This window comes from Acinetobacter sp. 226-1 (genome assembly GCF_030329325.1).
Lineage (GTDB): Bacteria > Pseudomonadota > Gammaproteobacteria > Pseudomonadales > Moraxellaceae > Acinetobacter > Acinetobacter sichuanensis.
In genome coordinates this window covers 379,191-405,977 of record NZ_JACANU010000003.1, presented here as the reverse complement: position 1 = coordinate 405,977, position 26,787 = coordinate 379,191, and the positions used below count along the sequence as shown (strand labels likewise).

The following is a 26,787-nucleotide window of genomic DNA, read 5'->3' as shown; positions in this document are numbered from 1 at the left end:
TTTTAAATGATTTTTATTTAAAATTAATAAAAAATTGTTTAAATAAAATGGCTTATGGTATTGCGTAACAAAAAGTAATATTGAATTTTTTTATACGCTAGCGCACTTTTTTGATTTGTGAAAAACCTGAAAAACTGGAACTTTTTAATAGCCTATTTTTACAAGCCTTCATTCATAATAAAAAAAATAGTTAACTCTCGGATAATAACTTTGAATATTGCAGTGATTGGTAGTGGCATGGCAGGGCTTGCTACTGCAAGAATTCTGAAAGATGCAGGACATGACATTACTCTTTTTGAAGCTTTACCTGGTCGTGGAATGGATAGCCACAGTATTGAATTTGAAGGTGGTTTGATCGATGCACCTTTAAGAGTCATGAATCCACACTTATGGGAAAATACTTTAAGTCTTGCTGCATACTTGGGAATAAAAACATTTCCTGTGCGCACATTTATGGCGTGTAGTTGGTTATTTGAAGACAAAACAGAAACATGGCTAACGACATCTCGTACACGCATTGGAAATTTTCCGATCATTAATAATCGTAAAGGCATTAAGCAATACGGTTGGCGTTTAGTCAAAGGGATGTTACAGCTCAAAACTGCGATTCATCAGTTTTTTAAATCGAAGAATCAAGACATTACCTTAGCCGAATTTATTAACCACAATGACATTGAAGAAGTGTTTTGGCATGGTGCAGTGATGCCTGTGCTTTATACCATTTGTACCTGTGATCCAAAAACGATTGGTGAGTGGCCAGCAAAACCATTATTGGTTTTTTTAAGACAACTGACAGATGGTGATGCTTTATTACGTTTACAAGGCGGTACTCCTGCATTAGTCGATAAACTTGTTGAGGGTATCGACATTCACAGCAGCTCAGCAGTTTCAAAAATTGAAGAACAAGGCGAACGAGTTTTAGTTGAAAATATACAGGGTGAGCAATTTCATTTTGACCGTGTCATTGTGGCAACACCAACCAATAAGATTGAAGATTTTTTAAATAAAGAACAATTTGCAGATGATATTGCTTTGTTAAAACAATTTAAATTTGAGCAAGGCGAATTGGTGATGCATACCGATGCGAGTGTCATGCCGCCTAATCGTAAAGACTGGTGTGTACTCAGTTATATGATGGATCGTAAGTTTACCAAGCAACAATTTACAGTTTGGTTGAACTCGGTAGAGCCAAGTTTAGTCGGTAAATCACCTGTTTTTCAGACATGGCGACCTGTAACTGAAATCGATGCGAAAAAAGTGATTTCTAGTGTGACGTTGACCCGTGCAGTGGTAAATTCAGATACTGTGGCATTGAATAAAGAATTGCAGCAACGACATCAGCAAGCGAATCGTAAGGTGTTCTATTGTGGTTCTTGGTCATGCGATGGATTACCAATTTTAGAGTCAGCCGTCACTTCTGCAATGCATATCGCACAAACTTTTGGTGCGCCATTGCCATTTGTGGGTTTAAAACCTAAAGTTGAGGTTGCTCCCCAACTCGGTTATTAATTTTCAATGAAATGGTTTCAAGCATTACAGCAACAATTGTCACAACATAAATATGCGATTAATGCAAAAAAATTAGGTGATCATGCTGTTTATGCTTGGACGAATTTAGGATATTGGACACCTGAAACGGAGTCATATCCACAAGCATGTTGCCAATTAGCAGATCAATTGGCGCATGCTGTTGTTTTAAATTCAAAAGATAAACTTTTAGATTTAGGCTGTGGACAGGGAGCTAGTCTGTTAAATTGGCAAAATAAATATAAAATTCAGGATATTAGTGCGGTTGATGTACAAGCTAAATGTATTGCGTTTTTACAAGAAAATTTAAATTCAAAGATTAAGCTTTATTGTGCTTCATTTTTAAATTTAAAAAATATTTTTCCAACTGCTTATTTTGATGTCATTTTATGTATTGATGCTGCTTATCATAGCAATTTAAATTCATTTCTAAATGCAATACATGACGTTTTAAATTCAAAAGGACGTTTGGGTTTTCACTATTTAATGTTATCGGAAAAATGGCAGCAACTTTCACATTTTGAACAACAAAAATATCGTTATTTACTTAAATCGGCTGATATTAAAATTCAAAATTTAGAAAATCAGAAAAATACTGAAAAAATCATATCGAATTGTGGGTTTGAACATATTCAAATCATTGATCTTTCTGAACAAGTATTACACGGATTTTCACAATATATCAAAGCTGCTGATACTCAGTTGACATCTTTAGACAATATTAAAATTCAAATGACAGCGCGATTATGTGAAAAATTATTTAAAGATGGTCTGATTCAGTATGTGCAAATCAGCGCACATAAAAATGTAAAATATATTGCGGAGGCTAAAAACAACAAAACCTCACTAAAAAGCGAGGTTAAGTATAAAGTGGTGCCGGCACACGGATTCGAACTGTGGACCTACTGATTACAAGTCAGTTGCTCTACCAACTGAGCTATGCCGGCAACGTGGCGAGAATTTTACAGAAAAATGACAGAAATGCAAGCCAAAAAATAACCAATTAAATATTTTTTTAAATTTTTCTCTAGTTTTGTAGTAAATCATTGATCCTAAAAGTCTAAATAGATTATTTAGTGCGCATTTTGCGGTGAGAAGACCTTATATAGTGGATATTTTAAGTGCTATATAAGGTCAATGAATTAAGATCTAGGGTTTAAATAAAAGTGATTGGAATGGATCATGAGTATCATTTTATCTTTATTTACTCCTTAAAATTTGATCTAAATCCTGCGCGCATTCTTCTAAAGTTAAAGCCATATCAATTTGCATTTGGGGTTTAAGCTCATTTGCAAGTTTTCTCCATTGTTCAATTAAGCGTATCGCCTTTTGAATTTTATGTTTATTAATATCCTTCGCAATAGTAGGGGTATATCCGCCACGTTTAGCATTTTTGAGTTGTTTTACATAATTTGTGCTGTTATTCATTATGACTCCCGAATACCAGAATCGACGTGTTCTATGTGCTTCATCAACTGTTGATACTGCATCTTTCATCGTAGTGGCTCAACATTGCATCTAAATGATATTGAATAGAAATATTCGATGATTCTCCTATGAGGTATAAATGCTCTCTTTCTTGATTAATAACAAAATATTTATTTTAATCAAGTTAATATCGTTAATTTATGCAATTTTCTTGTCATTTAAATCAGTTTTTAAAATTAAAAATTTGTATCTATATGTTGAATCTTAGGTTTTCTTGAGTTTATAAATTTAGATATTGGTGGTGTTTTTCTGATGATTGGCTTCAATAGCGTAAATAAAAACCTAAATTTTTGACATTAAAAAAGGCTTGAACCCTTTAGATTCAAGCCTTTCGATACTGCTTTGGAGTGCAGTTCTTTGATATTTGGCGGTGAGAGAGGGATTCGAACCCTCGATACGCGCAAACGTATACACACTTTCCAGGCGTGCTCCTTCAGCCACTCGGACACCTCACCAAGGCGAGCGATAATAACTAAAAAAATCAATTCTGCCAAGTTGAAACAATTGATTTAGAGCAAAAGTTTTTTTGCAGTGATATGATTGCGAAAAAATAGTGTCTACAAATGAAGACTCATTTATGCAAAGTACTGCAAAAAAAGCGGCATTACCTGCCATCACCTTAGCTGCATTAGGTGTCGTGTTTGGGGATATTGGAACCAGTCCCTTGTATGCTTTAAGACAATGCTTTCTAACCGCCCATCTGGCGATTTCAGAAGCATCTGTATTAGGTATTTTATCGCTGATTTTTTGGTGCATGATGCTCACCATCAGCTTTAAATATGTCACCATCATTATGCGTGCTGATAACAATGGTGAAGGCGGTATCATGTCATTGTTAGCACTGAATCTACGTTCAAATCGTATCGCTGACAATAAAAAGATTTATCTCATTGCTTTAGGATTTATTGGCGCATCACTGTTCTTTGGTGACGGCATCATTACACCTGCGATTTCAGTATTATCTGCAATTGAGGGTTTAAGTATTGCAACACCCGTATTTAATAAATGGCTCATGCCCCTTGCGATTGGTATTTTGACCGCATTATTCCTTGTACAACGCCATGGTACTGGGACTATGGGGAAATTTTTTGGTCCTATTACTTTAGCTTGGTTTGTGTCAATTGGTGTGATTGGGATTTGGAGCATCAGTCAAACTCCCTTCGTATTAACCATGATCAGCCCACACTGGGCGCTGCATTTTATTTTTCATCAACCCTATGTTGCATTTTTAACGATGGGGGCAGTGATTTTAACAATGACAGGGGGTGAAGCACTCTATGCAGATATGGGGCATTTTGGGCGTTTACCTATTAAAGTTGCATGGTTTGCTGTGGTTTTACCTTCGCTATTGTTAAATTATGCTGGTCAAGGTGCGCTGCTTTTGCGTGACCCTTCTGCAATCGAAAACCCTTTTTATTTGTTGATTCCAGAATGGGCTTTATACCCCATGATTGGACTGGCAACAGCCGCAGCAGTGATTGCATCACAAGCAGTGATTACAGGTGTTTTTTCAATGGTCAATCAGGCAATTCAATTGCGTTATTTACCTCGATTAACCGTACACCACACATCAGATGTTGAACAAGGGCAGATTTATTTACCTTTTATTAATTGGGTATTGTTTGTTTCCGTTCTGATTTTGATTTTATTATTTGAAAATAGTGCCAATCTTGCCAGTGCATATGGTGTAGCTGTAACCATGACTATGCTATGCGGTACGATTTTAATTTCAGTGTTAGCGTATGGTTTATGGCGTTGGCCGCTTTGGAAGGTTTTACTGTTTGCGATTCCATTTTTATTGATTGACTTTATTTTTGTAGCATCAACATCATTAAAAATTGTATCAGGTGGATGGGTGCCGATTTTGATTGGCGCGATCGTTTATACGATTTTGATGACATGGAAAGATGGTCGAGAAATTGTTTATGGGAAGCTTGAAAAAGAAGCTTTACCTCTGAGTTTGTTTATTAAAAGCGTTAGCCTCAGTAAGGAAACCATTTATGTACCAGGCGAAGCAATTTTTTTAACAGGAAATACCAATATTGTGCCTCATGCCATGTTGCATAATATTAAGCACAATAAAGTGCTTCATGAACGCAATATTATGGTCACTGTGATCACACGCGATGTCCCTTATGTGACGGATCAAGAGCGTATTCGGGTTGAAGTCTTAGATGATCGTTTTCAGCAGATTTTTGTCTATTATGGTTTTAAAGATCAGCCGAATATTCCTGTAGCGCTTGAGCAAGCGTATGGTCAATTACGTATTCCATATGACATGATGCAGATTAGCTTCTTTATTTCTCGTGATCGACTCATTCATACAATCGGTGATGGTATGGCGCCTTGGCGTGAAAAATTATTTATTTCAATGCAACGTAACACGAGTCCTGTAAGTGATTTTTACCAGATTCCTCCAAACCGTGTCGTGGAAATGGGAAGTCAAATCGAGATTTGATTATATTTTTATTTTTTAAAATCAAAAGCCAAGAAGATCCGCTTCTTGGCTTTTTTGTTTTGGCATGCTGTGTTTGGTCGAGCCTTTAAATACAATGGCTCAAAACCGATGATAAAGACTTTAATTATTTTTAACTTTGTTTTAAAGTTATGCGACATTTTGTGGCGCTTGAGAATAGATTTGAGATATTGAAAATGTCATAATCATTCTGTGAATTTCAATTCAATATCACTAACTACATAAATTCACTCAAAAAAGCCTTGGGTAAAGGCAACAAAATATTCATTTTTTTGTATTTTTTGTGATGAAGAATGATAGAAAATTTATTCAATTGAAAATTCAGCATATTCCTTTCTGAAAATTAGCCTGATAAGCTAATTTATACTCAAGTGATCATAATATGGCACGCAAAAAACGTCGTAGTAAGACTCGTAATTTAGGGAAAGATTTGTTGAATAATTCAGTGGTTAAAGTAATTTTGGGCTTAGTTGCTACAGGCAGTTTCGCAATTGCATTTGGTCAAGAGAAAATAGCTCAATACATTCCCTTTGTTGGTTCAAACTCAACAGAATGCTTAAAACAATTTTATCGAGATGAACCACCATTTCTCGTCAAAGAAAGCTTACAAAAAAATAGTTATCCATTATGTTTTAATGGATTTAATGTGATGTATTCAGGTGTTTCTAAAACACCTCTTTGGACAGCCGAACATTTATCACCTGAACGTTTGAGTCAAAAAATTAAACGTGAAGATAGTTTTCATGAAGAAACACGTGTCAGTTTAAGTCATCGTGCTTTATTGTCTGACTATAAAGGGTCAGGTTATGACCGTGGGCATATGTCACCGAATGCGGATATGCCAGATAAAGCTTCGCAACATGATAGTTTTTCTTTGGCAAATATGGTGCCGCAAGCACCAAAGAATAATCAACAGATTTGGCGTGAGTTGGAGGAAGCAACTCGAGCGATTGTGACTAAACAAAAGAAAGATGTTTATGTGGTCACAGGTCCAGTATTTTCAGGTAAAAAATTAAAAACCATTGGTAAAGGTGTCATTGTTCCAAGCGCCGTTTTCAAGGCAATTTATATTCCTAAACAGGGTGTAATTGGTGCTTATTACGCACCTAATGATAATAGCTTGAAAGTCAACATCGTCAGTGTTTGTTATCTAGAAGAACAGTTAGGTATCAACTTATTTCCTCAATTGACTGAAGAACAAAAGCGTAATACCTATAAATTACCTTTAAATTCTAGCCAAGTGAAAGCAACAGGCAAAGTTGAATATTCACATTGGGATGCTGAAAGCCAGTGTGCACCAAGTGTATCGGCTGATCAGATCAAGACATTGCAGAAACAATTTCAACCTGCAAATGGTACATCTAATAGCCAGTCTTCATCATCATCGTCGGCACCTGCTCAGGGAAACGTGCCCAAGATTGACGAGCAAGTTCAAGAGTCTTTAGTTAAACAATTGGTAGATGTATTACTGCAATATTTATTACAAATTTTAAAGTAATCTAACTCGCTTAAATGAGAAAAGTCCTTATACTTTTCTCATGAGATGACTTATAAAGATGAGAAGAAAAAATGTTTAAACCCTTTGAAAATGGCACTGAATCTCATTCAATTCATGATTTAACTTTGGAAAATGATGAAGACCGAATTAATATTTATGGTAATTTACAAGTGACCAAAGACCAAGAGGGGCTAAAAGCGGCAAAAGCTTTACAGGCTTATCTCAATGAAATTGTAAAAACCTTGGAACAAGAAACAGATTTACCAGAAAAAATAACCACCCAAGTTGAAGGTGAGGTTGAAAATCCATTTCTTTAAAATATTTTACAGATTAAAAAAACCTGCGTGATGCAGGTTTTTTTTAATGGTTGTATTTGCGAGTTGGGTTCGCGAGTATAACGGCATTACTTTTGTTGTTCGCCGCCCACAACTTTATAAATAATTGCTCCAATTACAGCGCCAATAATAGGTGCAACCCAAAATAACCATAATTGACCAAGTGCTGGCGTTTGTGCAAAGAATGCAACAGCAGTACTACGTGCAGGGTTGATTGATGTATTTGTAACAGGAATGCTAATTAAGTGAATTAGTGTGAGTGCTAAACCAATTGCAATCGGTGCAAATCCAGCAGGTGCTCGTTTGTCAGTAGAACCCATAATGACGATTAAAAAGAAAGCTGTCAGCACAATTTCAATGATCAGTGCTGAAAGCATAGAATATTTATTTGGGGATAAATCACCAAAACCATTACTTGCAAAGCCACCTACACCTGCGAAGTTCGCTTGTCCCTGCACGATAATATATAAAATAAACGCAGCAACAGTACCACCAATCACTTGTGAAACGATATATGGGACTAAGTCTTTGGCATCAAACCGTCCGCCGATCCATAAACCAACACTGACAGCAGGGTTAAAATGCCCACCTGAGATATGCCCAAAAGCATAAGCACCTGTCAGTACAGTTAAACCAAATGCAAGTGCTACACCTGCAAACCCAATGCCTAATTCTGGATAAGCCGCAGCAAGCACAGCACTGCCACATCCACCAAAAACAAGCCAAAAGGTCCCTAAAAACTCTGCTAGATATTTATTCATTTAATTTGCCTATTGTTTTGTCAAATTTTGTTCTTTAGTTTTAATTTGTGATTTATATCACACTTTTTGTTTTTGCATCCGTGTTATTTCGTTTTTTCTCCTTGATTTTTTCGCCATTGATGCGGCGTAAGACCTGACCAAAGTTTAAATGCACGTTGAAATGCACTTTGTTCTGAATAACTCAATAAGATTGCAATTTCATGTAAACTTAAATGCGGATCTTGCAAATATTGTGTGGCGAGTAATTGGCGGATCTCTTGAACACGCTCCTGATACGTGGTGTTTTGTTGTTGTAAATGTCGTTGTAGTTGTCGAACCGACATCTTTAATTGTGTGGCAATCGTTTCTATTTGATAATTATTTTTTTGTAAACCTTTGAGAATACTTTGTTGCAGACGTTCATCAAGTTGTGTGCCGTCAGGTAGTTTATTGAGCAGCTCTTTGGCTTGTTGCATCATGATTTGATGTAAAGTCGAATCAGGGCTTTTGCAAGGCGCTGAAAATAGTTTTAAGGGTAAAAGTAGTTCAACTTTGGGCTGAGAAAACTGAATGGGTGCGTTAAAAAATTCCTGATATATACGTGTATTTTTAGGTGCTGGCTGAATAAAGTTCACTTGTTCAATTTGAATATATTCAAGCTGTATATAAAGGCGTAAAAAACGAACCAATAACGCCAGTGCAATTTCATCTGTAATTTGTGTGGTCAGTTGGACAGGTAAAACTTCCCAACGAATTGAAACAGATTCATTTTGAACTTCAACTTTGAGTGGTCCACCATCATAGATTAAGCGATGAAAATCATAATAACGTGTGAGTGCTTCACCTAAGGTGTCACATGATTGGGTAATATAGGCAATGATCCCCAAATGTTTAGGTTGAACATATTCCGCAATTTCTAAGCCAAGTGCAGGACTGTGTACTTGCTGATTGATTTCATCTAAAAGCTCACGCCAGATTTGAAATTCAAAGCGTTCACGATTTTGAACGCTTTTTAATTTTTCGGAAATGTCTAGATTTTTTGCTTGGGCATATACATAAAGAAGTTGTCCTAAACCTCCATACACGGTCCCAGAATAGTCTTTAGTTTGTAACATATTTTTTATTTTCAAATAATAATGGTGAATTTATCGGCGCATTTAAACACGCAGTGGATTGAGCGGACAAGTTACCATAAATTACGACAAACAAAAAAAGTAAAAAAATGTCGCAATATGTCAATTATGTTATTTTTTAGGTCAATATCTTTTATTCATGCTGCTTTATAGTGATAAAAAGGACGTAGGAGCATGCAGATGATAAAAGGTTTTGTAGCAGGTTTAATTTTTGCCAATGGTTTTGAATGGGTTGCACATAAATATATTTTGCATGGCACACACCGCACAGGAAAACCTCGTTTTAGCCCTGTTCCTCGTAGTATGAAGTCACATTGGGAGCATCATAGAGAGGTGCGCAAAGTCGAATTTCATGATCATAGTTATGTAGAAGGCGTTTCACATTGGCGTACACGTAACGAGATTATTTCTTTGGCTGTTGTCGCAAGTGCAGCGAGTTGTATTTTTTATCCTTTCTCTAAGGGAATGGCAGCAGCATCTATCTATAGTGCTGTTAATTATTATTATATTCATCGACGTGCTCATTTAGAGCCCATGTGGGCAAAGAAAAAAATTCCTTGGCACTATGACCACCATATGAATTCGAATCAGGATGCAAACTGGTGTGTCACTAAGCCTTGGTTTGATTATCTTTTAGGAACTCGCGTGGTGTCCTCAAGTGACTTAAAAGAACAAAACCCTTTAGGGATTACATTACCAAAAAGTGCAGCAAAATGGTTGAGTGCTCAAGTTGAACATTTTTTTCCTGTGCAATGGGTACAACAAAAGCAATTGCTTGAATTGAGTGAAGTTAAATAAAACTCAATAAAATGAATAGGTTATTTTTTAAATCAACATTTTTTGATGAGGTTTGTCGCACATTGTCATAAAAATAAGTTTTTTTTGTCAATATTGTCAGCGCAAATCATCGTAAATTTAACTTACCGAATGAGATAAAAGAATCTAAGCGTTGTAGTTTCCTTTTTTTCGGTTTATAAGGAGTCGTCTAGACTCCTTTTTTTTATCTATTTAATACCGCAGTACATTTATGATGTGATCTTATTTTTTAGAATTAAAAAAAAGAGCATTCATTTGAATACTCTTAAATTTGATTTTATAAATTATTGAGATCAAAGACGCATTTCAATGCCTTGTTCTGCAAGATATTGTTTCGCTTCAGGAATGGTGTATTGCCCAAAGTGGAAAATAGACGCTGCTAAAACAGCATCTGCCCCACCTTTTAAAATACCATCTGCTAAATGCTGTAAATTGCCCACACCACCTGAGGCAATGGTTGGAATGGTGACACGGTCATTGATGTTGCGCATGAGTTCGATGTCATAACCTGCTTTGGTGCCGTCTGCATCCATTGAAGTTACCAATAACTCACCTGCACCGAAGTCTGCCATTTTCACAGCCCATTCAATGGCATCAATACCTGTTTCTTTTCGACCGCCATGGGTAAAGATTTCCCATTTATTGTTGCCTGTTTTTTTGGCGTCGATTGCAACCACAATACATTGTGCGCCAAAACGCTGAGACGCTTCCTGTACAAATTCTGGATTATAAATGGCAGCGGAGTTGATACTGACTTTGTCTGCACCTGCATTGAGTAGTAAACGAATATCTTCAACTTTACGTACACCACCGCCTACAGTGAGTGGAACGAACACAGATTCAGCCATGCGCTCTACTGTTCGATACGTCGTATCACGTCCATTTGAAGTTGCAGTGATGTCAAGGAAGGTAATTTCATCGGCACCTTGTTCGTTATAGCGACGAGCAACTTCAACAGGGTCACCCGCATCACGAATATCAAGAAATTGTACACCTTTCACTACACGCCCATTATCTACGTCTAGGCAAGGAATAATACGTTTAGCAAGCATAATTTTTTCCAAAAATAACAGCCGATTATGAAACTGAGCGATGTTGGTGCTACACCTCGCAAGTCAGAGCAGGTATTCTATCAAACTTATGTAAGTTTTTTCGCAGGTTTTCTATGTCGGTTTATACCACTTTGAGTTTAAAGGAAGTTCAGGCTTTTGCAGCACCTTATGGATTGGAGGTGGTCGAGCTGAATCCGATTCAAGGCGGGATTCAAAATACCAATTATTTTATTGTCTGTGCAGATGCGGCACAATATGTTTTAACTTTGTTTGAAAATATGGATGCACAAGCAGCAGGGGAAATCATTCCTATTTTGGAACGTCTGGGGGAGCAAGGCTTAGCTGTGCCTGTTCCTTTAAAATGTAATGGGCAATATATTCAAATTTTAAAAGATAAACCTGCACAAATTGCACCACGTATGTCAGGCAAACATCCCATGCCATCGACGCTTGCGCAAGTCGAGCAGATTGCGATTGCTCAGGCAAAAATGCATGTGGCATTGCAAGACTTTCCTTTACAGCGTCAAAATGCACGTGATCATGCCTATTGGTATAACGTTGCCCGTCAGATTAAACCGACTTTGAATGTTGCAGATACTGCATTGCTCAACAATCTTTTAGGTGTATATGAAGCATTGACTGCGATGTATCCTGACCGTCCCAAAGGTTTGATTCATTCAGATTTATTTCGTGACAATACCTTATTTGAGGGCGAACAACTCAAAGGTATTTTAGATTTTTATGAATTAAATCATGATGAATTATTATTTGATATTGCCATTACCTTAAATGATTTTTGTACTGAATATCCTGATGTGGGTTTGAATGAAGCAAAAGCCATGGCATTCTTAAATGCTTATTCATCTATTCGTCCTTTAACTTCAGATGAAAAATCATGTTTGGAGTTGTACTTGGCAATGGCTGCAGGGCGTTTTTGGATGATGCGTTTACAAGTCGCGCAAATGAATCAAGCAGAAGGGCGAACTGGCGAAGATATTTTGCAGAAAAATCCTTTAGAAATGCGTAATATGCTGGTAGAAAGATTAAAGTTTGTAACAGCATAAACAATCAAATAGCACTTACCCAAAATCAGGAAGGTCAAAATGCGTGATCAAGGACGTTTAGTTGAATGGTTTGATGATAAAGGCTATGGCTTTATCCAACCCAATGATGACTCTAAAGGTCGTGTATTTTTACATATCAAGGATTTTGCACAAAAAGGTCCACGTCCGATTTTGGGGTGCGCTTTAGAATATGTCGTACAGGTTGATGGTGATGGACGTTTTAAAGCGAAACAAGTCAGTTATTTAAAGGCATCACAAACACGTAAAAATAGCACGACAAAGCAATCTTTACAGAATAAGCCACAAAAACTACAACCCATGCAAATTTTATGTGTAGTTTATATTATTGCTTTGGCGGGCTTATCCATCAGTGGTTTGCTGAGTGGTATGGTGCTGTTATTTATCAGTATTATCAATATCATAACCTATTGGTTTTATGCACAAGACAAAGAAGCAGCTCAACTGGGTAAACAACGTGTTCCTGAAAATACCTTACATATTTTAGCATTTTTAGGTGGTTGGGCAGCGGCTTGGTTGGCACAACAACGGTTACGACATAAAACACAAAAACAACCTTTTAGAAAGATTTATTTCTGTACTATATTTTTAAATATTTTATTGATTTTATGGCTGATTTCACCTTTAAACGTTTTTAAAATTTGAGGTGAAGAACTAGATTTGTAAAGGAGACCACATGAATAATTATGTAGACCCGAACAACAGTAAATCTCTCACTTTGATTTTATATATTCTTTATATTGTTGCGATTTTTTCCGCAGGACTTTTGGCAGTCATTGCTTTAATTATCAATTATGTAAAATTAGATTCTGTTCGTGGTACGATTTTTGAAAGCCATTTTAAATGGCAAATTCGTACTTTTTGGTGGTATCTGATCTGGACGGTTTTGGCTTTTGTCCCATTTCTTTTTCTATTTTTTACAGGGGATAATGTCAATGCCTTTGCAGGCATTGCGCTCAGTGCAACAATCTTCTGTGGAGCTGTTTTATTTTTTTCATGGGTGTGGATTGTTTATCGAGCAATTCGAGGCATCATTGCTTTAAATGATAATCAAGCTTTGCCTCTATAAAAACATGGAAACAAGATGATTATAGAACATGTTCACTTGACCATTCGCCCTGATCAAAGTCAGGCATTTGAAGTTGCATTTAAACAAGCAAAGGCATTTATTTATCCAATGTCAGGTTTAAATGCACTGCAACTGATCAAAAATATTGAAGATGAACATTGTTATATTTTGCTCGTATTTTGGGACAAACTTGAAGATCATACTGAAGGCTTTCGCAAATCTGCTGAATATCAACAGTGGAAAGCCTTGTTACATCCATTTTACGACCCGATGCCAACGGTAGAATATTATGCACCCTGTATGATGTTGAGCAAGAAAGAACGTCCTGAATAAAATTTTAATCTTTTACAGAATCAGTTTTGCTGACTTGTGAGTGACGTTGTAAAAACTTGGGTCTCCATTCACTCACAATGACCCCGATGACAACAAGTAGACCACCGAGTAAGGCGATAGCAGGTAAACGTTCGCCTGCAATACGCCCAAACAGCGCAGCCCAGACTGGCTCACCTGCATAGATAATCGCAGCCTGTGAAGGTGGAACAGAACGCTGTGCCCAATTCATTAAAGACTGTAATAACGCACTGGTTAAACCCAAGATGACAGCAAGTGAAACCAAGCCCCATGAAAATTGTGGAATATGATGTTCACTTGCTAATGGCATGGCGATAAAAGAAACCAATGAAGCAAAAAACAGCTGGATGACTGTGACACGCTGTATATTTACTTTTCCAGCAAAATAACCAATTAAAATAATTTCAATCGCGATCGCGATAGACCCCAAGATGGTAATGATTTGCCCTGAATTTAAATGAATTTGGTTTAGATTATTTCCAGTCAATAAGACCAGTCCTAAAAAAGCAAAAATGACACCAAGTAAGGTCATAATATGCGGAACTTTACGGAAAATAAGCCATAATAAAATGGGAACTAAAGGGACATATAAGGCTGTTAAAAACGCGGATTCACTACTGCTGATTGTTTGCATTCCGATGGTTTGCGTGCCATAACCTGTGGAAATGGCGATGCCAATCAAAGCACCTGCAAAAACCTCATGACGTTGAATGCCTTTCATATACTTCCAAGACAATAAGCCGACTATAAAAGCGGCTATCGCAAAGCGACAACCGACAAAAAACATTGGAGAGCTGTAATTTAAAGCATGCTGTACAACAACAAAAGTTCCTCCCCAAATCATGGTCATGATCACCAATGCGATTTGGGGCATCTTTTGTTGAATGAAGGAGGAGTTCATAAAATAAAAAAATGACAAAATATTGGCGCTATGGTCTGCTTATTTTTTTTATTCTGCAATAGATCTGTGATAGCGTAATATTGGAAATAGACAATATTTTAAGATTAAGATCATAATTTATAGTCTATCTATCGTCATGTTTTTATGTTTGGATAATCATCGCTAAATAAGGAGAATAAGCATGGTGATTGAACAAGCTGTCTTTCATATTATTGAAGGGCAACAAAATGCATTTGAAAAGAAGTTTTATGAGCTTTCAGATATTTTCCGACATGCAGAAGCGTGTGAAAAGTTTAAATTGATTCGTGGTATTGAAAATAAACAGCAGTATATTTTACAAATTTATTGGACGAGTCTAGAAGCACATACTGACGTATTTATGAAAACCGAAGAATTTAAACAGTGGTTTTTAGCCATGAAACCATTTCTAGCAGAAAAAATTCAGATGCAACATTTTGAAAATACTTTGGCATAATATTCTGATTGGGCAGTAGATTGCATGATAAAAAAGAGAACCTAACGTTCTCTTTTTTATATCATTTTAAATGACTGAACTTATAGACCTTGATCATCTAAAAGTAATTGCGCTTCACGAAGGTTTAAAGTCCCTTCATAAATCGCACGACCTGTAATTGCACCTAAAATACCTGCTTTACCACGTAAATTACGGACATCATCCAGATTGGTCACACCACCTGACGCAATCACAGGCAAGCCTGAGAACTCAGCAAGATGTACAGTTTGCTCCACGTTAACACCTTGCATCATGCCATCACGGGCAATGTCAGTATAAACGATGCTTGAAACACCTGCATCAGCAAAACGTTTTGCCAAATCTGTCGCTTTGACATCAGTCACATTTGCCCAACCATCGGTTGCAACCATACCATTAATGGCATCAATGCCGACAATGATGCGACCTGCAAACTTTTTACATGCCTCTTCAACAAATTCAGGCTCTTTCACTGCTTTTGTACCAATAATGACAAAAGACACGCCAGCATCAAGATAATGCTCAATGGTTTCCAAAGAACGGATCCCACCGCCAATTTGAATCGGAAGATCAGGCTGAGCTTTGGCAATCGCTTCAACCACAGGTTTATGGATTGGCGTACCTGCAAAAGCACCATTTAAATCCACCAGATGCAAACGACGAGCGCCTTCATTTACCCAATGTTGTGCAGTTGCCACTGGATCATCAGAAAATACGGTATCGTCTTCCATACGACCTTGTTTTAAACGGACACATTTGCCATCTTTCAGGTCAATCGCAGGGATGATCAGCATGCTTTCGCTCCTTGCCTAATCTCATCAAAATTTAATGAGGCTCATCTTAGCAAAAACTTGATCATTTTCTAAGTGATAGTTTGCGCTTTTATTCAGCTAAATACGGCTATTCAATGGATTATTGCCAAACGCTGCAATTCTTTGAAAATAAGTACAGGCGCATAAGCATCGGCTGCGGCATATTCGATTTGGGGTTGGGTGAGGCTTTTACGTGCCCAATTGGATGTGCTGATGGTTTTGCTTTTTGGAAAATTCACCTGAAATAAAAGCGCCATTGCATTTTTAATCCCGACAGGATTTTTGATGCCAAAACTGGAAAAGCATTTGGATAATTCAATAATATTTCTAAATTCAATGCCTTTTTTTCGAAACAAATGCGCATCATTTTTTAAACCAAAACCCACTTTGATTTGATCAGGATTTTCAAGTATAGGTTTTAAAAACAGTAGAATTTCTGCTGAAAACTGAAATAAATAAGCTTTTTCAGTAGTTGCGAGTTGAATCAAATGCGGTCCCGTCTGAATTTCACCTTTGTTAAATGTCGGTTTGGATTCACTGTCAAAACCTAAAATTTCAGCATTTTTAATTTCATTTTCAATTGTTTGGCATTGTTGTAATGAACCAATCACGACAATATTTTTTATCGCTAAATTTTGAAACCGCGGTAAGTTTTGAATATCTTCTTTGCTTGGAAGTGGTGAAGTAAGAGGATTCACTGTTACTCAGCATATTAAAAAATCATCGTATTGTTATAACAAACTTAGACAAAAGGTGGTAGCTTTGTGAGCTGAGTAATTGGGAGAACAGCTATGGCTGAAAAAGATGATGATCTTTTAATAGAAGGCGCAAAACGTTTAAAGCAGTTGATCCAAGATAAAAATATTAAAGCGAGTGATATTGTTAATGTTCTAGAGACTTCCAAAGGAACGATGAGTAAGTGGCTACAAAGCTCTACACCGTCTAGTGCGCAAAGTTTAATTGAGTTGGCGCGTTTGATTGGAATGACTGAACGTTGGAATGAAAGCAAGCAACAAGACCGTGAAGAATTAGTGAACAAAGCCTATGCTGAATCAGAGTTAGATTTGAGTCAGGCGACTATGGAACAATTGTTGAATGAAATTAAGCAACGTTATGCTGCTTTAAACTTAAAAGCCGAGATTAAAATCAGTGTTGAGCCTTTAGAGGGTGGTTTTGTAACGAAAAATGAGTCGAATCATTAAGCCCTGAAGGGTTTAACTAATCATTTATGAAAGATAAAATAGAATCGGTATAACCTCATATATTGAATGATGATAAAAAGAAAATTGGCAGATTCGTATATTCATCAAGCCAAATGTCTTGGCTTGATTTTTTATTCAAATGAAAAATATTGATGTTGATGCCGTATTATTCTGAATATTCAGCGGTTGGTTCTAGTTGCATTTGTTCTAACTGCATACGTAGTGCTTCTGTATTTTTGACATAACTTTGATAAGCAGGAATCGCTACAGCAACCGTTAAAATAAGGCTCAGTGGAATCATAATGATATAAATCCAGCCTAATACTTTTTCCCAGCCTCGAGTTTCTCTTGGTTGACCATAATTATTACGTCTTTCATCGCCTTTAGCACAAGAAATATAGATCCAGAAAAACAAGCTAATGACAGGAATGAGGAAAATCAGAGATAACCAGCCTGATTTATTTAAGTCGTGTAAGCGGCGAATTGTAAATATAACAATGAAATATAGCATCACAGCATAGATGAGAATAAAGAATAAAATCAGTCCTATAGACGGACCTGTTCCTGAAGTCATATTTGCCATCATACTTGGCATAATGATCGCGATAAGTACGCAGCAAAACATGACGAAGAAGCCAAGCAGCATATTCCACGCAAGATAGGATAAACGCCCAAAGCGTCCGTTAGCGCTCAGACCTGAGTCGCTAGATTGAATATTATTATTCATTTTATTTACTCAATTGAGATTGATAGAAAATGTATTTTTAAAATTTAAACGTATGTTTTGTTTTAAATCTGATTAAATGGTAAACAAAAAAGAAAATAAATCAAATTAAGATTTTACTTGTTCAATAATATTTTGGCTTAAACTGAGCCAAATTGTCTTGGCTCAGTTCAAATTAACTCAAATTTAAATCTTCCATTCCACAAAGTTTTTCAACAATTGCAAACCTGCAGTATGACTTTTTTCAGGATGGAACTGGGTCGCAAACAGGTTTTCTTTATGGATTGCAGTACAGAACTGTAAGCCATAATTACAAGTTGCAGCCACTAAGCTTTGATCTTTGGGTTCAACATAATAGCTATGTACGAAATAAAAACGTGCATCCTGCTCAATATCTTTCCACATCGGATGAGATGGATCTGCTTGATGCACCTGATTCCATCCCATATGTGGAACTTTGAGATTTTCGATTTCAGGAAAATGCTTTACAGCACCTTCAAAAATACCTAAAGCAGCAGTGCCACCATTTTCTTCAGAAGACTCAAGCAGTGCTTGCATGCCGACGCAAATCGCTAAAACAGGTTTGTTAAATGCAGCTTGACGTACAACTTCGTCGATCCCTGCTTCATGCATGCCTTGAATACAGTCACGCATTGCACCAACACCCGGAAATACGATTTTGTCTGCTTGAGCAATCAGTTTTGGATCATTGGTCACATCTACAGTTGCACCGACATGTTCAAGTGCTTTTGCTGCGGAGTGAAGATTTCCCATGCCATAGTCAAGAAGGGCAATACGGGTCATTACAAAGTTCCTTTGGTTGAAGCAACAGTATTTTCTGCACGTGGATCAACTTCACACGCCATACGCAAAGCACGCGCAAATGCTTTAAATACACTTTCAATTTGGTGGTGGCTATTTTTGCCTTTTAAATTGTCAATGTGTACTGTCATCAATGCGTGATTGACAAAACCTTGGAAAAATTCTGAGAATAAATCGACGTCAAAACGACCAATCATGGCACGAGTAAATGGAATATCCATAAATAAACCTGGGCGACCTGACAGATCAACTACAACACGGCTTAATGACTCATCCAGCGGTGCATAGAAATGACCGTAACGTTTTAAACCTTTTTTGTCGCCCAATGCCTGAGCAAAAGCTTGTCCAAGCGTGATCCCACAATCTTCAACGGTGTGGTGATCATCGATTTCTAAATCGCCATCACAATGAATATCAATGTCAAATAAACCATGACGCTTGATTTGATCAATCATATGGTCTAAAAATGGAATGCCTGTATTCAGCGTGCCTTGACCTGTACCATCAAGATTCACTCGAACTCGAATTTTGGTTTCGTTGGTGTTTCTTACCACTTCACTGATACGTTGTGCCATAGACACGTTCCTCAAAAAACGTCAAAAATTAAAAGTTTGATGTAAAGATGTTTCGCTGTGACGAAAGTGACAGCATATTAGATTGCTCAGGAGGGTTAATCAATGCCTATTACCGTACATGCTAAAACTTCACTAGAAAATGCAGAAGTTCGTGATCAACTTGAGCGCCTTTATGATACCAGTCCCGAATTTGGAGATGGTAAAGATGCTATTGAGCAACTTGAGCAAAACTTAGCTCATTATACCCTACTTTACACAGCAGAATTTAATACCAAAATTATTGGTGCAATTTGGTGTACAGGACAGGGCGAAAGTAAAACTCTAGAAAATATCGTGGTTCATCCTGCAAATCGTGGACGAGGTGTTGCTGAGCGTTTAGTTGCTGAAGCATGTCGTATGGAAGAAGAGAAAGGCACGAAAAAATTTGAACCAGGTTGTGGTGCTATTCATCGCTGTCTTGCTCACTTAAATAAACTATAGTTTTTTAAATGAGCCTTATGAATAACGGTCTTTTTTAATCAATTTAGTTCAAAAACACTCAATATTGCTGTAAAAATAGACTATTGAATAAATTTATGCATTTATAGACTTGACGTGAAATGCTTTAAATTGTTTAATACGCCCCATCGGCGTGATAGCTCAGTAGGTAGAGCAACGGATTGAAAATCCGTGTGTCCCCAGTTCGATCCTGGGTCTCGCCACCATATTCAAAACATATTTGTGTTTTCAATCTCTGATCCCATCAGAGATTTTTTTTTGCCCAAAAAATACTCGAACGAATAAAAAATTGATGATTTTTATTGACTAATTCATACAGATACGGCTTAATACACGACATCGGCGTGATAGCTCAGTAGGTAGAGCAACGGATTGAAAATCCGTGTGTCCCCAGTTCGATCCTGGGTCTCGCCACCATATTTTAAAAAGCCTCAAATATTTATTTGAGGCTTTTTTTATTCTATGTGTAAAAATAAAATTGTACTACGAAGTCATCTGACGGGTTTTAAATCAGGTATATTCAATTTTATGATTACATATTCATCTATTTTAGGGAATGAATTGTTAGACAATATGCTCAATATTCAATTTTATGATGTGTATATTAGTGAATAAATGAGAACTATGTCGCAAAATATAAAAATGAAAGATTTATTTTCCAATAATAGTCAGCTCTATCAACAGGCTCGACCCAGTTATCCTCAAGAAGTTGTATTAGAGGTACTTAAGCACGTCCCTGAAAAAAGCTTTGCATGGGATTGTGGTGCAGGTTCGGGACAGTTTACACAATTACTTGCCCCTTATTTTGATCATGTTGTGGCAACGGATATTAGTCCAACGCAGTTACAAAATGCACCTTATTTTGAAAATGTCAGCTACCAAGTACAGTCTGCCGAAAAAACAAACTTTATTAAACAAAGTTTTGATCTGATTTGTGTGGCACAAGCAATTCATTGGTTTAATTTTAAAAATTTTTATCAAGAAGTGCAGCGTACTTTAAAGCCAGAAGGCATATTTGCCGTGATTGGGTATGGTTTAATTCATGTTGAGCATGAGGCTGTAAATGCACTCATTCATAAGCTTTATACAGAAAAGCTGCATTCTTATTGGGATGCGGAGCGTCGTTATATTGATGAGTTATATCAGACCATTCCATTTCCCTTTGAGGAAATCGTTGTACCTGCATTTAAAATGCAATATCAGTGGTCATCTGCACAGCTTTTGAAATATTTATCAACTTGGTCTGCTGTTAAACATTATCATCAAAAAAATCAAGATGAGCCTCTTTTAGAGTTAGCAGAACATCTTCAGCAATATGAAGGTGTATTTGAGGTTGAGTTTCCAATTTTTTTACGCATTGGCAAGCTTAAAGCTGTCAAGAAAAAGCGCTTTTTGAAAAAGTAGGACAACATTAATATTTGATGTTCTTGTTGTAGCCTTGAGTTTGATATTTACAATTTTTTAATCCTGAATCAAACGTTTGCCTAAACAGACCACCTCAATTTCCTCATAGCCCAATTGTTCATAGAAGCTTTGTACATCAATATTTTCTTTACGAATCAAAAGCTGAAGTTTTGGGCAACCCAATGCAATTAAACGTTTTTCCAATTGTTGAATCAGTGCGGTTGCAACACCATTGCGCTGTGCATGTGGATGGACTGCCAAATAATTCACCCAACCACGATGCCCATCATAGCCGCCCATAACGGTTGCAATCAGTTGCTCATCTTTGACAGCCAATAAAAATAAGCCATCTTGCTGCGCTGTTTTGCGGAAAATATCAATTTCAGGATTATTCCACGGACGGGTTAAATCGCAGAGCTCCCAAAGGGCGATGACATTTTCCAGATCATTTTCCTGAAACTGACGAATCATAAACATAAGGTGTGCTGATCTCTTGTTTTTAAATGTTATTTGCTACAGATTAATCGAAAAATCAGGCAATGATAAGTGTGATTTTTATACAATTGAGTCGAAAAACTATTTTTGCACATTATCATAATTGTTGCATTATTGAGCTGAAATGATTCTTTAAACAGTAAATATATGCATAATGAAAAAAAGCGTAAATTTAAAACAACAAGGATATCACGTGAATAAAATGGAATTTGATTACATCATCATTGGTGGGGGCAGTTCAGGCTGTGTATTGGCTGGGCGTTTATCGGAAGACCCAAATGTCTCGGTCTGTTTACTTGAAGTTGGCGGTGGTGGCGACGGTTGGAAAGTTGAGGTGCCCTGTGCAGCGGTGATCAGCATACCGACTAAAATCAATAATTGGGCATTTGAAACGGTACCTCAAAAAGGACTGAATGGACGCAAGGGCTATCAGCCTCGTGGTAAGTGCTTAGGAGGGTCATCTGCGATTAATGCCATGGTGTATATCCGTGGCAATGCACAGGATTATGATCATTGGGCAGCCTTGGGCAATGATGGATGGTCGTATCAGGAAGTTTTGCCCTATTTTATAAAATCTGAGAATAATCAGCGTATTCGCAATGCCATCATGGCAATGATGGTCCATTATCTGTCACCGATTTACAAAGTGAAAATCCTTTACAAGCGCGCTATTTGGCTGCGGCAAAAGAGCAAGGCTATAAAATTTTAGATGATTTTAATGGCGCAGAACAAGAGGGCTTAGGCGTTTATCAGGTCACACATATCAATGGTGAACGTTGTAGTTCAGCACGTGCATATTTATTTCCGCACCGTGAACGTAAAAATTTAACAGTTGAAATTCATGCACAGACTCAACGGATTTTGATTGAAAATGGTGTCGCTGTTGGTGTGGAGTACAAACAAGCGGGTCAAGTGAAACAGATTTATGCACGCCGTGAAGTGTTACTGAGCGCAGGTGCGATGCAATCGCCTCAAATTCTGATGTTGTCAGGGGTGGGTGATCAGCAAGAATTGGCTCAACACGGCATTGAAGTGAAAAAGCATTTGGCAGGTGTAGGTAAAAATTTCCACGATCATCCTGATTTTATTTTTGGTTATAAAGTTGATGCAATCCCGGGCACATTTGGTCTTTCATTGAAAGGTTCGATGGATTTATGGAGGCAGATTCAGCGTTATCGTAAGGAACGTAAGGGGTTGATTACTACTAATTTTGCTGAGTGTGGTGGTTTTTTTTAAAGTTCGCCTGAACAAACTTTACCGAATTTACAGTTACATTTTGTCGTAGCACTTGTTGATAATCATGCACGTACCATGCATATGGGACATGGAATTTCTTGCCATGTGTGTTTGCTCAATCCAAAAAGCCGTGGCACGATTAAAATCAGTGGTGCGAGTATTGATGATCCATTATTGATTGACCCTAATTTTTATGATGATGAGTCTGACTTGGAAGAAATGGTTAAAGGATTTAAACTGACTCAAAAATTGATGCATTCACAGGCATTCAAAGACATTATTAAAAAAGATTTATTCACTGCGGATGTGCAAACAGATGAGGAGATTCGCCATATTCTCAGAGAGCGTTCAGATACGGTTTATCATCCTGTCGGGAGTTGTAAGATGGGGGTAGATGATATGGCGGTGGTTGATGCACGTTTACGGGTTTATGGAGTTCAAAACCTACGTGTGGTTGATGCTTCGATTATGCCAACGGTGGTCAATGGCAATACCAATGCGCCTGCTATTATGATTGCGGAAAAAGCGGTGGATATGATTCGTCAGGATCAGGCGAGTGTGGCGTTTATTGACAAGAAAGTACAAGTCGGTGAAGTTGCATAATTGATTGATCAATATTGAAAAAGTCCTCTCTCCCTTTGGGAGAGAGTTAGAGAGAGGGGCATATAAATTGTCTCCCACTTGTGCAATAAAAAACGCCCATCAGGGCGTTTCTCATTTCAACTCAAAATTGAAAATCTTAAGCAGATTTTTTCTCTTGAGCTTGTGCAGTCAACATATGACCTGTTTCTTCAAAGTTTGAGTGCCAAGAAAGCGCTTCACGAAGAATGTGAGGTGTTTGACCGCCTTTTTCACAAGCACGATCAAAGTAATCATTCAATGCATCGCGGTACATTGGATGTGCACAGTTGTCGATGATGGCACGAGCACGTTCACGTGGTGCAAGACCACGTAAGTCTGCAAGACCTTGTTCTGTTACAAGGATGTCAACGTCGTGTTCTGCATGGTCAATGTGTGATGCAAATGGAACAACAGAAGAAATGTCGCCACCTTTTGCAATTGATTTGGTTACGAAGATTGCAAGGTGAGCATTACGTGCGAAGTCACCTGAACCACCGATACCGTTCATCATTTTGGTACCACAAACGTGAGTTGAGTTTACGTTACCGTAAATATCGAACTCTAATGCAGTGTTGATCCCGATGATACCTAAACGACGTACCAATTCAGGATGGTTTGAAATTTCCTGTGGACGTAATACAAGTTTGTCTTTGTATTGTTCAAGGTTATTAAATACTTTTTCGCCATATTTAGCAGAAAGTGTAATCGAAGAACCTGAAGCAAATTTCATTTTACCTGCATCGATCAATTCAAAAGTACAGTCTTGCAGTACTTCAGAATACATCACTAAATCTTCAAAATTAGAATCTTTAAGACCTGTTAATACAGCATTGGCAATAGAACCAATCCCTGCTTGTAATGGACCTAAGTTTGGTGGTAAACGATCTTCAGCCACTTCTTTTTCAAGGAAAGCGATCAAGTGATTTGCAATACCTTGAGTTTCATCATCTGGTAATGTCACAGTTGATGGAGAATCATGGTATTCGCTGTTAATCACGATACCCACGATTTTCGCTGGATCGATATTGATTGCAGGTGTACCAATACGCTCATCGACTTGAGTCAATGGAATTGGTTGGCGTGTTGGGCGATACGTTGGGATATAAATATCGTGTAAGCCTTCAAACGCAGGGCTTAAATTAGTGTTGATTTCAACAATCACTTTTTCAGCAAAAATTGCAAAACTTGCAGAGTTACCTACAGAAGTTGTTGGAATGATGCCACCATCTTCAGTGATTGCAACAGCTTCAATGATTGCAACATCAGGTTTTTTCAATTGAAGATTACGCATTTGTTCAACAGTTTCAGACAAGTGTTGATCGATGAACATTACTTCACCTTTGTTGATCGCTTTACGTAAAGTGTTATCAACTTGGAAAGGCAAACGACGTGCAAGCACACCAGCTTCTGTTAGTTGCTTATCTAGATCATTCCCCAGACTTGCACCCGTGATTAATGTGATTTTCAACGGGTTAGTTTGGGCTTGTTTAACTAGCGCTAAAGGAACAGCTTTCGCTTCACCTGCACGAGTAAAACCACTCATACCTACTGTCATACCATCTTGGATAAAAGTGGCAGCTTGTTCTGCACTCATGATTTTGTCATGGAGAGATGCTAAACGAATACGATCTAAAGACATGGTTTACGCTCAATTCTTGTTCAAAACTAGACGGATTGTACCGCCCTAAAAGTAAATTGTGCATGCCTCTAATGCTAAGGTCTAATTTTTTCAGTAAATGTGGGTATAAATTTTGGTGATGGTTTTTAAGTTGCTATTTTATAAGGAAATAATAGTGCCTGTTTGTTAAGCAAACAATACTGACTGTTTCTTTATTGAGCAATAGTTAAAAACGATCACTCAATGTTTGTTTAATCTTTTGAATTGGATTGTGATTTGGATTTTCTTCTGGCTCTACTGGGGAAATGGGTAAGGAAATAATTGCCTGTAAACCGCCTTCTGAACGATTGTGAATATCGAGTTGACCCTGATGAATATCGACAATTCTTTTTACAATAGCCAAGCCTAAACCACTGCCTTGTACAGTTCTTGCTGCATTTCCACGTACAAAAGGTTGCATCAGATCTGCAATTTGATCTTCAGGAATCCCTTCACCATGATCTGAAACACTGATTTTAATTTGCTCACCTTCTACATAGGCAGCCAGTTCAATTGGTTCAGCTCCATAGCGTTTTGAGTTGTTAATCAAGTTACCAATCAGACGTTTTAACGATAATGAGCGGGCTGTAATCGTTGGAATTTCATGTGGAGTAAAACGGATATCTAAAGGTTTAAACTGAATGCTGAGCTCTTGCAAAAGGCTATTTATATCCGTTTCTTGTAATTCTTCATCTGAACCATCACGCATATAAGAAATAAACTGATTTAAAATTGCATCCATATCCTCAACATCATAAATTAAGCCTTCTTTTAAAAAGTCTTCGTCAGGCATCATTTCAGCACTGAGGCGGATACGGGTCAGTGGGGTGCGTAAGTCATGAGAAATCCCTGCGAGCATGATTTGACGATCACGTTCAGTTTGCTCTAAGGTGTAAATCATATGGTTAAATGCTTGGTTTACCTCACGAATTTCTTGAGGTCCATGGTTGGTTTCCAGATAAGGCGCTTTTCCTGTTTTACTGTAGCTATTTGCTGCATTTTGCAAACGGCGTAATGGTCGATTTAATTGTCTAACCAAGGTCAAAATAATGGCTGCTGCAATGAGTGGAATACCCAAAAGCCAACCTAAAATGAGCTCAGGGCTGTAATTTGCATAGGTTTTTAATGGCTCACGGACCCAATTGCCATTCATTTCAGGTGTTTGTACCCAAATACGTGGGCTAGGTTTAAATTGGAAATACACAGTTACATCTTTCATATCGAGTTCTTGTGCTAATTGATGCTCGATACGATTAGTAAAAAAGTCAGCAATCACTTTATCTTTTACATTTGGATATTCTTTAGGGTCTGTGATGTATTCAACACCTACCCGCTGTTTTAGCCATTCATCAATATCAAGTTGAACTTCATCATGATAAATCTGCAAACGTGGATTATTCACCATTTCTAATTCAACTGCTAAAAAACGTGCATGTTGTTGAATTTCAGGTAAATATAAAGTTTTCCAAAAAAACCACAAAGACATAAATAAACTGAAAAATACGACAAATAAAACCAAAACTGTTGTGCGCATGGCTGCCGAACGCGGTTTGATTTTATCGAGGAAACGTTCCCAAGGAGTACGCTTCTTTTCTTGATAAGCCGAAAATTCTGAAAAAGCTTGTGGGTCGATTGGATCTAATTTCACAGTGGCATTCCAATGCTGTGCAATATTTTGATTGATTTCAGTGTAATGTACGTGGCGTGTAGGTCAAGATCAAATATGTTGGGTTGTGCTTGTTTCAGCCATTATTGATAGCCAATCGTAAGATTGAGATGA

The 26,787-nt window shown here is 37.4% G+C and carries 26 protein-coding genes, 4 tRNA genes and 2 pseudogenes; 17 read left to right on the top strand and 15 right to left on the bottom strand.

Annotation, left to right across the window (positions count from 1 at the left end; translation table 11 throughout):
* The first annotated feature begins 210 nt into the window (after positions 1-210).
* Positions 211-1,509 (top strand): FAD-dependent oxidoreductase, encoded by a 1,299-nt coding sequence (locus HX124_RS08040; RefSeq protein WP_286382994.1) that lies wholly within the window; start codon positions 211-213, stop codon positions 1,507-1,509.
* Between the two features lie 6 nt (positions 1,510-1,515).
* Positions 1,516-2,331, top strand: a pseudogene (locus HX124_RS08035) (SAM-dependent methyltransferase); the annotation flags it as partial.
* A gap of 67 nt (positions 2,332-2,398) precedes the next feature.
* Here the strand turns inward: HX124_RS08035 and HX124_RS08030 are convergent.
* The 3 genes from HX124_RS08030 to HX124_RS08020 all read right to left on the bottom strand — a co-directional run bounded on the left by HX124_RS08030 (position 2,399) and on the right by HX124_RS08020 (position 3,470).
* Positions 2,399-2,474: transfer RNA gene (locus tag HX124_RS08030), tRNA-Thr, on the bottom strand.
* Positions 2,475-2,727: 253 nt separating this feature from the next.
* Positions 2,728-2,955, bottom strand: a complete 228-nt coding sequence (locus tag HX124_RS08025) for a hypothetical protein (RefSeq protein ID WP_107007276.1) — start codon at positions 2,953-2,955, stop codon at positions 2,728-2,730.
* Positions 2,956-3,380: 425 nt separating this feature from the next.
* Positions 3,381-3,470 (bottom strand) — tRNA-Ser (locus tag HX124_RS08020).
* A 122-nt stretch (positions 3,471-3,592) separates the two neighbouring features.
* Here HX124_RS08020 and HX124_RS08015 point away from each other — a divergent pair.
* The 3 genes from HX124_RS08015 (at position 3,593) to HX124_RS08005 (ending at position 7,306) form a co-directional block, all read left to right on the top strand.
* Positions 3,593-5,473 (top strand): potassium transporter Kup, encoded by a 1,881-nt coding sequence (locus tag HX124_RS08015; RefSeq protein ID WP_107007206.1) that lies wholly within the window; start codon positions 3,593-3,595, stop codon positions 5,471-5,473.
* A 400-nt stretch (positions 5,474-5,873) separates the two neighbouring features.
* Positions 5,874-6,989, top strand: coding sequence for a DNA/RNA non-specific endonuclease (locus tag HX124_RS08010; protein ID WP_286382995.1), 1,116 nt, complete (start codon positions 5,874-5,876; stop codon positions 6,987-6,989).
* 71 nt (positions 6,990-7,060) lie between these two features.
* Positions 7,061-7,306: a hypothetical protein gene (locus tag HX124_RS08005; RefSeq protein ID WP_107007204.1), complete on the top strand. Its 246-nt coding sequence runs from the start codon at positions 7,061-7,063 to the stop codon at positions 7,304-7,306.
* An 86-nt stretch (positions 7,307-7,392) separates the two neighbouring features.
* On the opposite strand, the gene aqpZ is transcribed toward HX124_RS08005, so the two are convergent.
* On the bottom strand, positions 7,393-8,085 hold the full coding sequence (gene aqpZ / locus HX124_RS08000; protein ID WP_286382996.1) for an aquaporin Z: 693 nt from the start codon (positions 8,083-8,085) through the stop codon (positions 7,393-7,395).
* An 83-nt stretch (positions 8,086-8,168) separates the two neighbouring features.
* Positions 8,169-9,179, bottom strand: coding sequence for an AraC family transcriptional regulator (locus HX124_RS07995; RefSeq protein ID WP_107007202.1), 1,011 nt, complete (start codon positions 9,177-9,179; stop codon positions 8,169-8,171).
* Positions 9,180-9,377: 198 nt separating this feature from the next.
* Between HX124_RS07995 and HX124_RS07990 the strand changes: the two genes are divergently transcribed.
* Complete coding sequence (locus HX124_RS07990) at positions 9,378-9,995, top strand: hypothetical protein (RefSeq protein ID WP_286383039.1); 618 nt, start codon at positions 9,378-9,380, stop codon at positions 9,993-9,995.
* Positions 9,996-10,306: 311 nt separating this feature from the next.
* Here HX124_RS07990 and hisF read toward each other — a convergent pair whose 3' ends face one another.
* Positions 10,307-11,065, bottom strand: a complete 759-nt coding sequence (gene hisF / locus HX124_RS07985) for an imidazole glycerol phosphate synthase subunit HisF (RefSeq protein ID WP_107007200.1) — start codon at positions 11,063-11,065, stop codon at positions 10,307-10,309.
* A 113-nt stretch (positions 11,066-11,178) separates the two neighbouring features.
* Here hisF and HX124_RS07980 point away from each other — a divergent pair, with 113 nt between their 5' ends.
* Genes HX124_RS07980 through HX124_RS07965 form a run of 4 tightly spaced genes read left to right on the top strand, consistent with a single transcriptional unit; the run spans position 11,179 to position 13,549 of the window.
* Positions 11,179-12,129, top strand: coding sequence for a homoserine kinase (locus HX124_RS07980; RefSeq protein WP_286382997.1), 951 nt, complete (start codon positions 11,179-11,181; stop codon positions 12,127-12,129).
* A 39-nt stretch (positions 12,130-12,168) separates the two neighbouring features.
* Positions 12,169-12,792, top strand: a complete 624-nt coding sequence (locus HX124_RS07975) for a DUF1294 domain-containing protein (RefSeq protein WP_286382998.1) — start codon at positions 12,169-12,171, stop codon at positions 12,790-12,792.
* A gap of 31 nt (positions 12,793-12,823) precedes the next feature.
* Complete coding sequence (locus HX124_RS07970) at positions 12,824-13,216, top strand: DUF4870 family protein (RefSeq protein ID WP_286382999.1); 393 nt, start codon at positions 12,824-12,826, stop codon at positions 13,214-13,216.
* A 15-nt stretch (positions 13,217-13,231) separates the two neighbouring features.
* On the top strand, positions 13,232-13,549 hold the full coding sequence (locus HX124_RS07965) for an antibiotic biosynthesis monooxygenase family protein (protein WP_286383000.1): 318 nt from the start codon (positions 13,232-13,234) through the stop codon (positions 13,547-13,549).
* A gap of 4 nt (positions 13,550-13,553) precedes the next feature.
* Here HX124_RS07965 and HX124_RS07960 read toward each other — a convergent pair whose 3' ends face one another.
* Positions 13,554-14,468 carry a DMT family transporter gene (locus HX124_RS07960; protein WP_286383001.1) on the bottom strand — a complete coding sequence of 305 codons (915 nt, stop codon included), beginning with the start codon at positions 14,466-14,468 and terminating at the stop codon, positions 13,554-13,556.
* A gap of 181 nt (positions 14,469-14,649) precedes the next feature.
* On the opposite strand from HX124_RS07960, the gene HX124_RS07955 reads away from it, so the two are divergent.
* A complete protein-coding gene (locus tag HX124_RS07955; RefSeq protein WP_286383002.1) occupies positions 14,650-14,943 on the top strand; it encodes an antibiotic biosynthesis monooxygenase family protein in 294 nt (97 codons plus the stop codon).
* 80 nt (positions 14,944-15,023) lie between these two features.
* On the opposite strand, the gene hisA is transcribed toward HX124_RS07955, so the two are convergent.
* Both hisA and HX124_RS07945 read right to left on the bottom strand, forming a co-directional pair.
* Entirely contained in the window at positions 15,024-15,755 is a 732-nt protein-coding gene (gene hisA / locus HX124_RS07950; protein ID WP_107007193.1) for a 1-(5-phosphoribosyl)-5-[(5-phosphoribosylamino)methylideneamino]imidazole-4-carboxamide isomerase, read from the bottom strand.
* A 110-nt stretch (positions 15,756-15,865) separates the two neighbouring features.
* Positions 15,866-16,471 (bottom strand): 3'-5' exonuclease, encoded by a 606-nt coding sequence (locus tag HX124_RS07945; RefSeq protein ID WP_286383003.1) that lies wholly within the window; start codon positions 16,469-16,471, stop codon positions 15,866-15,868.
* Between the two features lie 93 nt (positions 16,472-16,564).
* Here HX124_RS07945 and HX124_RS07940 point away from each other — a divergent pair, with 93 nt between their 5' ends.
* A complete protein-coding gene (locus HX124_RS07940) occupies positions 16,565-16,975 on the top strand; it encodes a transcriptional regulator (RefSeq protein WP_286383004.1) in 411 nt (136 codons plus the stop codon).
* 166 nt (positions 16,976-17,141) lie between these two features.
* Here the strand turns inward: HX124_RS07940 and HX124_RS07935 are convergent, their stop codons facing one another.
* From HX124_RS07935 to hisB, 3 genes are all read right to left on the bottom strand, one after another.
* Entirely contained in the window at positions 17,142-17,702 is a 561-nt protein-coding gene (locus HX124_RS07935) for a DUF805 domain-containing protein (RefSeq protein ID WP_286383005.1), read from the bottom strand.
* A 183-nt stretch (positions 17,703-17,885) separates the two neighbouring features.
* Positions 17,886-18,503, bottom strand: a complete 618-nt coding sequence (gene hisH, locus HX124_RS07930) for an imidazole glycerol phosphate synthase subunit HisH (protein ID WP_286383006.1) — start codon at positions 18,501-18,503, stop codon at positions 17,886-17,888.
* Complete coding sequence (hisB, locus tag HX124_RS07925) at positions 18,503-19,096, bottom strand: imidazoleglycerol-phosphate dehydratase HisB (RefSeq protein WP_107007188.1); 594 nt, start codon at positions 19,094-19,096, stop codon at positions 18,503-18,505. The genes hisH and hisB overlap by 1 nt, the downstream gene beginning before the upstream one ends.
* Positions 19,097-19,198: 102 nt before the next feature.
* Here hisB and HX124_RS07920 point away from each other — a divergent pair, with 102 nt between their 5' ends.
* The 4 genes from HX124_RS07920 (at position 19,199) to HX124_RS07905 (ending at position 20,998) form a co-directional block, all read left to right on the top strand.
* The gene (locus HX124_RS07920) at positions 19,199-19,576 is read left to right on the top strand and encodes a GNAT family N-acetyltransferase (RefSeq protein ID WP_286383007.1); all 378 of its coding nucleotides are present in this window, start codon (positions 19,199-19,201) and stop codon (positions 19,574-19,576) included.
* Between the two features lie 148 nt (positions 19,577-19,724).
* A tRNA-Phe gene (locus HX124_RS07915) sits at positions 19,725-19,800 on the top strand.
* 135 nt (positions 19,801-19,935) lie between these two features.
* A tRNA-Phe gene (locus tag HX124_RS07910) sits at positions 19,936-20,011 on the top strand.
* 225 nt (positions 20,012-20,236) lie between these two features.
* Positions 20,237-20,998, top strand: coding sequence for a class I SAM-dependent methyltransferase (locus HX124_RS07905; protein ID WP_286383040.1), 762 nt, complete (start codon positions 20,237-20,239; stop codon positions 20,996-20,998).
* A 57-nt stretch (positions 20,999-21,055) separates the two neighbouring features.
* Here HX124_RS07905 and HX124_RS07900 read toward each other — a convergent pair whose 3' ends face one another.
* Complete coding sequence (locus HX124_RS07900) at positions 21,056-21,475, bottom strand: GNAT family acetyltransferase (protein WP_107007185.1); 420 nt, start codon at positions 21,473-21,475, stop codon at positions 21,056-21,058.
* A 220-nt stretch (positions 21,476-21,695) separates the two neighbouring features.
* Between HX124_RS07900 and HX124_RS07895 the strand changes: the two are divergent.
* Positions 21,696-23,332 (top strand): annotated as a pseudogene (locus HX124_RS07895) (GMC family oxidoreductase).
* Positions 23,333-23,468: 136 nt separating this feature from the next.
* Here the strand turns inward: HX124_RS07895 and scpC are convergent.
* Complete coding sequence (scpC, locus tag HX124_RS07890) at positions 23,469-24,989, bottom strand: succinyl-CoA:acetate CoA-transferase ScpC (RefSeq protein WP_107007184.1); 1,521 nt, start codon at positions 24,987-24,989, stop codon at positions 23,469-23,471.
* A gap of 205 nt (positions 24,990-25,194) precedes the next feature.
* A complete protein-coding gene (locus HX124_RS07885; protein WP_286376099.1) occupies positions 25,195-26,655 on the bottom strand; it encodes an ATP-binding protein in 1,461 nt (486 codons plus the stop codon).
* Positions 26,656-26,787 lie beyond the last annotated feature (132 nt).

Bases quoted from the DNA above. Each gene is read 5' to 3' on its own strand.
- HX124_RS07970 (WP_286382999.1), top strand. From the start codon at position 12,824: ATGAATAATTATGTAGACCCGAACAACAGTAAATCTCTCACTTTGATT.
- HX124_RS07955 (WP_286383002.1), top strand. From the start codon at position 14,650: ATGGTGATTGAACAAGCTGTCTTTCATATTATTGAAGGGCAACAAAAT.
- scpC (WP_107007184.1), bottom strand. From the start codon at position 24,989: ATGTCTTTAGATCGTATTCGTTTAGCATCTCTCCATGACAAAATCATG.
- HX124_RS07905 (WP_286383040.1), top strand. From the start codon at position 20,237: ATGAAAGATTTATTTTCCAATAATAGTCAGCTCTATCAACAGGCTCGA.
- aqpZ (WP_286382996.1), bottom strand. From the start codon at position 8,085: ATGAATAAATATCTAGCAGAGTTTTTAGGGACCTTTTGGCTTGTTTTT.
- HX124_RS08025 (WP_107007276.1), bottom strand. From the start codon at position 2,955: ATGAATAACAGCACAAATTATGTAAAACAACTCAAAAATGCTAAACGT.
- HX124_RS07995 (WP_107007202.1), bottom strand. From the start codon at position 9,179: ATGTTACAAACTAAAGACTATTCTGGGACCGTGTATGGAGGTTTAGGA.
- hisA (WP_107007193.1), bottom strand. From the start codon at position 15,755: ATGCTGATCATCCCTGCGATTGACCTGAAAGATGGCAAATGTGTCCGT.
- HX124_RS07975 (WP_286382998.1), top strand. From the start codon at position 12,169: ATGCGTGATCAAGGACGTTTAGTTGAATGGTTTGATGATAAAGGCTAT.
- hisB (WP_107007188.1), bottom strand. From the start codon at position 19,096: ATGGCACAACGTATCAGTGAAGTGGTAAGAAACACCAACGAAACCAAA.
- HX124_RS08005 (WP_107007204.1), top strand. From the start codon at position 7,061: ATGTTTAAACCCTTTGAAAATGGCACTGAATCTCATTCAATTCATGAT.
- HX124_RS08010 (WP_286382995.1), top strand. From the start codon at position 5,874: ATGGCACGCAAAAAACGTCGTAGTAAGACTCGTAATTTAGGGAAAGAT.
- HX124_RS07960 (WP_286383001.1), bottom strand. From the start codon at position 14,468: ATGAACTCCTCCTTCATTCAACAAAAGATGCCCCAAATCGCATTGGTG.
- HX124_RS08015 (WP_107007206.1), top strand. From the start codon at position 3,593: ATGCAAAGTACTGCAAAAAAAGCGGCATTACCTGCCATCACCTTAGCT.
- hisF (WP_107007200.1), bottom strand. From the start codon at position 11,065: ATGCTTGCTAAACGTATTATTCCTTGCCTAGACGTAGATAATGGGCGT.
- HX124_RS07920 (WP_286383007.1), top strand. From the start codon at position 19,199: ATGCCTATTACCGTACATGCTAAAACTTCACTAGAAAATGCAGAAGTT.
- HX124_RS07990 (WP_286383039.1), top strand. From the start codon at position 9,378: ATGATAAAAGGTTTTGTAGCAGGTTTAATTTTTGCCAATGGTTTTGAA.
- HX124_RS07965 (WP_286383000.1), top strand. From the start codon at position 13,232: ATGATTATAGAACATGTTCACTTGACCATTCGCCCTGATCAAAGTCAG.
- HX124_RS07935 (WP_286383005.1), bottom strand. From the start codon at position 17,702: ATGAATAATAATATTCAATCTAGCGACTCAGGTCTGAGCGCTAACGGA.
- hisH (WP_286383006.1), bottom strand. From the start codon at position 18,503: ATGACCCGTATTGCCCTTCTTGACTATGGCATGGGAAATCTTCACTCC.
- HX124_RS07980 (WP_286382997.1), top strand. From the start codon at position 11,179: ATGTCGGTTTATACCACTTTGAGTTTAAAGGAAGTTCAGGCTTTTGCA.
- HX124_RS07940 (WP_286383004.1), top strand. From the start codon at position 16,565: ATGGCTGAAAAAGATGATGATCTTTTAATAGAAGGCGCAAAACGTTTA.
- HX124_RS07900 (WP_107007185.1), bottom strand. From the start codon at position 21,475: ATGTTTATGATTCGTCAGTTTCAGGAAAATGATCTGGAAAATGTCATC.